This window comes from Pseudovibrio axinellae, from assembly GCF_900110875.1.
Classification (GTDB): Bacteria; Pseudomonadota; Alphaproteobacteria; order Rhizobiales; family Stappiaceae; genus Pseudovibrio; species Pseudovibrio axinellae.
Map to the genome: position 1 here is coordinate 1 of NZ_FOFM01000083.1, position 1421 is coordinate 1421.

The following is a 1421-nucleotide window of genomic DNA, read 5'->3' on the forward strand; positions in this document are numbered from 1 at the left end:
TGGCCCGAAAGTTAACGTGAACTCACCCGTTTAGGTAGATGGCAAGCCTGAAATCTGACATGGCAAAACACCATTTCAGGCGCCTCCGCTAGCCCAGAATACTTGAGATTTGCAACAGGACCCGTTTTCTGGTTTCGTGTACTCTACTCTGCAGTAAACGGTATGACGGGGGAAATAATGGATGTCGGAGCCGGGTCAGGGAATTGTCGAGATAAACCGGAACCGGGCATTCTATTCCATGCTCATCATGGTCCCGCTCGGTGGGGCGGCCACTGACATCTACATTCCCTCTTTGCCAGCTATGGAAAGCTATTTTCAAGCTGACCGTTTTGCCGTCCAATCGACGCTGCTGATATTTATGGCCGGCTATGGAGTTGGGCAGATTATCGCGGGTCCGCTGACCGATTCCCTAGGCCGCCGCATCCCCATATTGCTCAGCACAATCCTGTTCGTGATTACTTGCATCGGCATTGCGCTAGCACCGCCACTTTGGATGGTTATTGCCTTGCGAGGGGCGCAGGGCCTCCTCGTGGCCTGTTCAGCTGTCGGCGCACGTGCAATCGTCGCTGATTGTTATGAGGGCAGCGAGCGGATCAAAGTTGCCAACTGGATGACGATCGCTTGGGCAACCGGCCCGATCCTGTCTCCGGCGCTCGGCGGATATCTGCAGATCTGGTTCGGCTGGACCGCGTCATTCTGGTTCCTTGCGGGCTGGGGCGTGATTGTTGTTTTTGTCGCCGCAGTATTTCTACCGGAGACACGGGTTCACTCACTCAGGCAGCCATTTGGCATAGCATTCGCGGTTTATCGGACAATGGTCATCGACAAGGTCTATCTGCCAACGGCATTGGGCATGGCTTGTCTGATTTCGGTGATGTACGGCTTCGAAGTCCTTGCACCATTCTACATTCAGAATGATCTGAAACACAGCCCGGTGTTTTATGGCCACCTGCAACTGATCCTTGGTTGCCTGTGGCTCGGTGGAAATTTTTTCAATCGTATCATCAGCACCCAGGTCAAGGTTATCCGGATCATTACCGCCGCAGCCGGGATATCTCTGCTCGTCAGCATAGTGATGTTGTTGCTCGATCTTTCCGGTATATTCAGCGTGGCTGCCTTGGTCGTGCCGGCTGGCATCATCTATTTCCTCATGGCGATGATCTGGCCGAACGGCTATCACAAATGCCTTGAACGGTTTCAGCATGCGGGCGGCAGCGCAAATGCGCTCGTCAGCGGGCTCTTCATTATCGTCAGTGCGGTCTTTACCGCTGTAGCATCGCTACTTGAATCGCCAACGGCCTGGCCGATGTGGGTTCTCTATATCTTTGTGACGGCGGCAACGTTGTTTTTCTTCCTAGGCTTCTTACGGAAGGAATTCGACTACATCGTCAAATAGCACTTTGTTCAATACCGCTAAAAGC

At 53.2% G+C, this 1421-nt stretch carries 1 protein-coding gene; it reads left to right on the forward strand.

What is annotated here, in order from left to right; translation table 11 throughout:
* Positions 1-181: 181 nt before the first annotated feature.
* Positions 182-1396: a multidrug effflux MFS transporter gene (locus BMZ51_RS23665; protein ID WP_068008963.1), complete on the forward strand. Its 1215-nt coding sequence runs from the start codon at positions 182-184 to the stop codon at positions 1394-1396.
* Positions 1397-1421: the final 25 nt, after the last annotated feature.